Raw genomic sequence first — 6,372 nt, forward strand, 5'->3', positions numbered from 1 at the left:
TGTATGGGTAAAATATGGTATCAATGGGCTCAATATTGGTTGACCCATCCCGCAATGAGCAATTCCGGAACCAGCCAGGCCAGCATGAAAATAAAGAAGTTCACAGGGCTCAGGGCCTCGTAGGAGCCGGTGTAGGCGATAAAGCAGGTGAGCAAAACACCCAGGACGGCCCCGGCCAGGGCAAACACCAGACTCAGCCGGGTGGCCCAGCGCAGACGGCGGCAGCCCAGCACGGTGTCGCAGAAGGCGCCCACGCCCTCCCGGGACAGCAGAGCCACGGGCTGGGTGGAGTGGAGCTGGTTGGCGTCGGACAGCTCTCGGCGGCGGTCGGTGGAGGGGAACTCCATCTTATCCACCGGCAGCTTGAACTTGGAGCTGAGCAGGGCAGGGATGAGGTTGGGGTCCCGGGTGGCCAGAATGGGGGTCACCTTCAACCCGATGAGGGTGGACAGGCTGGGACGCACCGTGGAGGGCATGGCGTAGGTGACCGGGAACATGGCCGCCAGCTTGCCGTCTACGGCACAGTAGATGGCGTGCTTGACCCGGATGCTCCGGGGCAGGGGGATGTCCACCAGGTGCATGAAGTCGGAGGTGCCCACGATGATGTCGTGGTTGTGGATGATGCCGGTGATGCCGCCCTCGTGGAACCGCACCCCGGAGGCCTCCCGGTAGAGCGCGCCGGTGGATTGCAGCAGTTTATAGAAGGGCTGAGTCAGGCCGCAGTCGGCCACCTTTAACAGAGTGGCGGCATAGGACACGGTTTTTTCCTTCTTGGCGGTGCCGAACAGCTCAAACTGGGACACCTGAATGCATCCGGGGGGGAACAGGTCTCCGTCGGTGAGGACGATGCCCGCATGGCGGCAGCGCTGCACCCCCGCCCACCCGGCGATGGCAGCCCCCACCTTATAAAGACGGGAGGACAGCTTCTTGTAGGGCAGGGCAAAGGCCAGCAGAGAGGAGTAAGAGGACGCTGCGGTAAAGGTGGCGGCAGCGGCCCACACAAACCGCTCTCCGGCTCCCTGGCCCACAGAGGCCAGCAGAGAGCAGAGCAGACAGGCTAAAATGAGCAGGGGGGCGGCGATGGCGTAGGCCTGCTGGGCCCCGTCCTCCATTTGCAGCTGGGAGCCGAAGCCCCGGGAGGTGCCGGGCCACTTGGAGTAGGCGGGGCGGTGATTCCACTTGTCCTCGTCCAGGGACACCACATAGGGGGCGCTGGTCTGAGCGGCGGCCTTGGCAGAGAACCGGTCTCCCTGCTGGCGCAGGTAGCGGCCCCACATGGCCATGGTCAGGCCCAGGGCGGTGATGGCGCAGCAGGGCAGATTCTCCCCACGCTGGGGCCACACCGAGAAGGTGAGGCCGTCGATGAGAGAGAACAGCCAGGCCAGTGCCACCAGGGACTCGGCCCGGGGGTGGAGCTTACACAGGCGGACAATGCCCACCACCAGCACTTCCATACACAAAATGCCCACAATGGCCAGCAGACCACACAAAATCCACACCCGCAGCTGGGTCAGGGACACCCCGGGCACGGAGATGGAGATGGAAACCGGGATATCCACCGAGAGGGCCATGGCCAGGAGGCTGAGCACCAGGGAGATGATCACCCGGTTGCGCCGGGCCTTCAACCCCTTTTGATAGCGGGCGGCCAGCTCGGAGGGCTTGGTGTCCGGGGGGACAGGCTTGACCTTCGCCCGGGCGGGCTTGGGCCGTTTGAGTTTGCTGAGGGCTTTGAGTACCTTGGGCAGCTTGGGTACCTTTTTCTTTTTGGGCGTGGGCACCGGGGTCTCCTGGTCCACGCCGGGCAGATAGGTCTCCACCTTTTTGGTCTCCGCGTCCGGCTCGGCCTGGTCGTACATGTGGTCGGCGAAGTGGTCGGCCCGACGGCTCAGGGTGGACAGGCGGGCGCCCAGGTGGCGCAGCAGGGTGGCGGGCTGGATGATGGGCATGGGCGGGGCTTCCTGGTCATCCTGGTTCTGGCTCGGTTCCTCCTCCTGGGTGGGGGCCTTCTTTTCAAACTGGACGGGCTCAGGGCCGTCCACCGGGGGCTGCTGGGGGGCTTGCTCCCCCTGTTTCTTCTTCTTTTCCGGGAAGGGGACCACTTTGGCCTTGCCCTTGCCCTCTTCGGCCTCTTGCGCGGGGGAATCCTCCCCCTCCTCGCTGTCTGGGTGGTGGGAGTCCGGGCGGCTCTCCAGCCGCATTTTCAGCTGCAAAATGGCCTCTACCTTCTCCGGGTCCTGGACCGGGGGCTGGGCGGGAGCCTCTTCTTCCGGCTCCTCTTCTGCCTCTTCTACCTGTTCCTCGTCCAGAATCTCCTCCTCTTCTTCGAGTTCCGGCTCCTCCGGGGGCGGCGGAGCGGATGTGGCAGAGGAAGTGGAGCTAAATTCGGCTAAAATATCATCCAACGCGTAGTTGGGCTGTTGGGGATCGTAACGTTCAGACATGGGGCGTGCTCCTTTGCGGCGGTTCAGCTGCGCTGGCGGACGGCTTCGTACAACACCACAGCGGCGGCGGCCGAGGCGTTGAGGGAGTTGACCTGGCCCCGCATGGGGATGGACACCAGGAAGTCACACTGCTCCCGCACCAAGCGGCTCATGCCGTTGCCCTCGCTGCCGATGACAATGGCAGCGGGGCCCTTCAAATCCGCCTGATAGAGGCTGGTGGCGCCGTCGGCGGCGGTGCCGAACACCCACAGCCCCTCCTCTTTCAGCTCACGGAGCAGGGCGGTGAGGTTGGCCACCCGGGCCACAGGCAGGTAGCTGACGGCCCCGGCGGAGGTCTTGGCCACAATGGCGGTCAAACCAGCGGAGCGGCGCTTGGGGATGATGACCCCGTGGGCTCCGGCGGCCTCGGCGGTACGGATGACAGCGCCCAGGTTGTGGGGGTCGCTGAGCTCGTCGCACACCACCACCAGGGGGGCCTCCCCCTTGTCCCGGGCGGACTGGAGGATGTCGGACACACTGGCGTACTCCCGCACCGCCGCCACGGCGATGACGCCCTGGTGGGAGTGGGTGACGCTCATGGCGTCCAGCTTGCGGCGGTCTGCTTCCACCACTACAATGCCCTTACCCCGGGCGGTGGAGGCGATGTGGCCCAGGGTGGCGTCGGTCTCACCCTTGGCGATATAGACTTTATCCACGGCGGTGCCGGCCCGCAGGGCCTCAATAACGGCGTTACGGCCCTCGATGATGCCGTCGGCGGGACTGTTTTGCTCTCTGTGTTGTTGGCGCATAGCAACGTGCTCCTTTGTTCTGATCTCTATTATAAAAGTCGATCCAGAAGATCGCAGAAAAATTTGTTCATGGTTGACGTAGTATTATATCACGGTTTTGCCGGATGAAAAAGAGGGAAAACGGAGAATCTAACAGGGAATCCGGGCAAAGTCATAGAAAGTTTACACCCAGGCCAAGAACATTTCTTGTTTTTACCTTTCAGATGTGTTATACTTCTCGCAAATGGTGAAACGAAACCGTTTCAGGAGAAAAACGCCGGGCAATCTTACCCGGCTTGTGTGATTTTAAGGAGGACACCCCTATGGCGGGACCCAATGGACCCAATAATCAAAATGACAACAGAAAGCGACCATCCCTGGGCTTCATCGGCATCGTGGTGTGGGCCATCTTACTGGTGGTGCTGCTCAACAGCTGCGTGGTATCCATGCGCTCGGCCAGCACCATCACCGTGCCCTACTCCACCTTCCGGGAGTGGGTGGTCAGCGACTATGTGGCCGAGGTGGAGATGGATAACTACGGCTACTACTTCACCTTGAAGGACGACGCAGCCCCCCTGCAAGAGTACAAGGATAAAATCAAAAATTCCGGCTCCACCAGCCTGAGCGTCAGCAATCTGCTGTTTGACCAGCTGGGTGGCGACCAGAAAAACAAATTGAAGTTCCAGGCAGCCATGCCCCCTGTGGCAGATGATGAGATCATCCCGCTCATGAGCGAGCATGGTGTCAAGTACAAATCTGAGATGATCACCAGTGAGCAGTCCATGCTTATGGCAGTGGTCAGCTATGTGCTTCCCACCCTGATTTTGGTGGTGGCCATGGTCTTCCTCTACCGCTACATGTTCAAGAAGATGGGCGGCGGCGGTCTGGGCGGCCTGGGCGGCGTGGGCAAGGCCAACGCCAAGGTGTACGTGGAGAAATCCACCGGCGTCACCTTCCGGGACGTGGCAGGCCAGGACGAGGCCAAGGAGAGCCTGGAGGAGATCATCGACTTCCTCCACCATCCCCAGCGCTATACTGAGATCGGCGCCAAGCTGCCCAAGGGCGCCCTGCTGGTGGGCCCGCCCGGTACCGGTAAGACCCTGCTGGCCAAGGCGGTGGCAGGGGAGGCCAACGTGCCCTTCTTCTCCATCTCTGGCTCTGACTTTGTGGAGATGTTCGTGGGCGTGGGTGCTTCCCGTGTCCGTGACCTGTTCAAAGAGGCCAACAAGATGGCCCCCTGTATCATCTTCATCGACGAGATCGACACCATCGGTAAGTCCCGTGACAACCGCATGGGCGGCAACGACGAGCGGGAGCAGACCTTGAACCAGCTGCTGGCGGAGCTGGACGGCTTCGACCCCGGCAAGGGCATCATCGTCCTGGGCGCCACCAACCGCCCCGAGGTGCTGGATAAGGCGCTGCTGCGTCCCGGCCGCTTCGACCGACGCATTACCATCGACCGGCCCAACCTGGCCGGACGTCTGGCCACTCTCCAGGTACACACCCGGAAGATTCGTCTGGCTGAGGACGTGGATTTGAACAAGATTGCCCAGGCCACCGCCGGATGCGTGGGTGCCGACCTGGCCAACCTGGTCAACGAGGCCGCCCTGCGGGCGGTGCGCCAGGGCCGCAAGGCCGTCAACCAGCAGGACCTGCTCTCTTCCTTCGAGTTTGTCATCGCAGGCAGCGAGAAGAAGGGCACAGTGCTCACCGAGCAGGAGAAGCGAATGGTGGCGTACCACGAGGTGGGCCACGCTCTGGTGGCGCATTTCCAGAAGAACAACGCCATGCCCGTATCCAAGATCACCATCGTGCCCCACACTCAGGGTGCTTTGGGCTATACCCTCCACCTGCCCGAGGAGGAGAAGTTCCTCATGACGGAGGAGGACCTGCTGGCCGAGATTCGCTCTTTGCTGGCTGGCCGCTCGGCGGAGGAAGTGGTGTTTGCCTCCCGTTCTTCCGGTGCCGCCAACGACATCGAGCGGGCCACCGACATTGCCCGCAAGATGGTGACCATGTTCGGTATGAGCGAGAAGTACGGCATGATGGGCCTGGCCACGGTGCACAACCAGTACCTGGACGGCCAGCTGGGCCTGACCTGCGGCCAGGAGACCGCCGCCGGCATCGACAACGAGGTGCGCGCCATCATCGAGCGCTGCCACGGCGAGGCCATTCAGATTTTGAAGGACAACCGGGAGCTGCTGGACAAGATCGCCGCCTACCTGTTGGAGAAGGAGACCATCACCGGTGCCGAGATGGTGGCCATCATCGAGGGCCGGGACCCCGCTCTGGCAGAGGTCACCCTGGACAGCAACATCGAGCCTCCCGCCCGGGCCATCCACATGGTCAGCGAGCCGGTGCCCATGCCCCCCGCCTCCTCTCAGGAGCCGGAGCAGGACAAGGAGCCGGAGGCCGACTCTGATGGAGACCAGACCCCCGACGGGGAGAAGCCCGATCAGCCTCAGGAATAACTAACAGACAAAAACGGATGCAGAGTCAATTCTGCATCCGTTTTTTCCAATACGGTTGATACACCCACCCATGGGAGGGACAAAGAAATGGAGTATTACCAGAAACGCATTCGTGACCTGCGGGAAGACGCAGATAAGACCCAGAGTGAGATTGCCGAGATGTTGGGGACTTCTCAAACCATGTATGCCCGCTATGAACGGGGCGCCAGTGAGCTGCCCATTCGTCACCTCATCAAATTGGCCCGGTACTACCACGTCTCCACGGATGATATTCTCGGCCTGACTCCACTGAATTAGGGGAGTTGTCAGCTCTCCGGCGGACTGAGGGGGTGTCCTTCTCCGATTTCCTTGGCGCAGACCAGCGCCCCCGCCGGGGACGCTCCGCTGGGGTAACTTTCTGACTGGGCAGAAAGTCACCAAAGACCCACCAAAGGCGGGGCCTTCCCCCGCCTTGTGGAATCCACCCCGCGGTACTGGTGGAGGGTGCACCTTCCTCTGTTCGGCCCTTGGCTTGGTGAGGTCACATAGATGGCACGGCAATCCTATTGTAAGTTTCAGCTTCTATGGCAAATAAACTTCTACCTCCAGGGCCTTACCCTGGCCAGCAACTGTTCCCAGTTGCCGGGGGCCGGGCGCAAAAAGCCCCTGAACATTGCCGAATTTCTTGCGTTGTTGGGTGTAGGGGAGGGGCTT

The 6,372-nt window shown here is 61.9% G+C and carries 4 protein-coding genes; 2 read left to right on the forward strand and 2 right to left on the reverse strand.

The genetic code is table 11. From position 1 onward, the window contains the following. Nucleotides 1–29: 29 nt before the first annotated feature. Nucleotides 30–2,441 carry a hypothetical protein gene (locus tag B5F12_RS09180; RefSeq protein WP_158096793.1) on the reverse strand — a complete coding sequence of 804 codons (2,412 nt, stop codon included), beginning with the start codon at nt 2,439–2,441 and terminating at the stop codon, nt 30–32. A gap of 23 nt (nt 2,442–2,464) precedes the next feature. Then, entirely contained in the window at nt 2,465–3,229 is a 765-nt protein-coding gene (gene rlmB, locus B5F12_RS09190; RefSeq protein ID WP_087233587.1) for a 23S rRNA (guanosine(2251)-2'-O)-methyltransferase RlmB, read from the reverse strand. A gap of 302 nt (nt 3,230–3,531) precedes the next feature. Between rlmB and ftsH the strand changes: the two genes are divergently transcribed. Together ftsH and B5F12_RS09200 are read left to right on the forward strand one after the other, a co-directional pair. Next, nucleotides 3,532–5,679: an ATP-dependent zinc metalloprotease FtsH gene (ftsH, locus tag B5F12_RS09195; RefSeq protein WP_087233590.1), complete on the forward strand. Its 2,148-nt coding sequence runs from the start codon at nt 3,532–3,534 to the stop codon at nt 5,677–5,679. 87 nt (nt 5,680–5,766) lie between these two features. Continuing rightward, nucleotides 5,767–5,976 (forward strand): helix-turn-helix transcriptional regulator, encoded by a 210-nt coding sequence (locus B5F12_RS09200; RefSeq protein WP_087233593.1) that lies wholly within the window; start codon nt 5,767–5,769, stop codon nt 5,974–5,976. Nucleotides 5,977–6,372: the final 396 nt, after the last annotated feature.

Source organism: Pseudoflavonifractor sp. An176 (assembly GCF_002160435.1).
Taxonomy (GTDB): Bacteria; Bacillota; Clostridia; order Oscillospirales; family Oscillospiraceae; genus Enterenecus; species Enterenecus faecium.

What these genes read in the sequence shown, in the direction of transcription:
- B5F12_RS09180 (WP_158096793.1), bottom strand. Translation starts at nt 2,441, where the DNA reads ATGTCTGAACGTTACGATCCCCAACAGCCCAACTACGCGTTGGATGAT.
- rlmB (WP_087233587.1), bottom strand. Translation starts at nt 3,229, where the DNA reads ATGCGCCAACAACACAGAGAGCAAAACAGTCCCGCCGACGGCATCATC.
- ftsH (WP_087233590.1), top strand. Translation starts at nt 3,532, where the DNA reads ATGGCGGGACCCAATGGACCCAATAATCAAAATGACAACAGAAAGCGA.
- B5F12_RS09200 (WP_087233593.1), top strand. Translation starts at nt 5,767, where the DNA reads ATGGAGTATTACCAGAAACGCATTCGTGACCTGCGGGAAGACGCAGAT.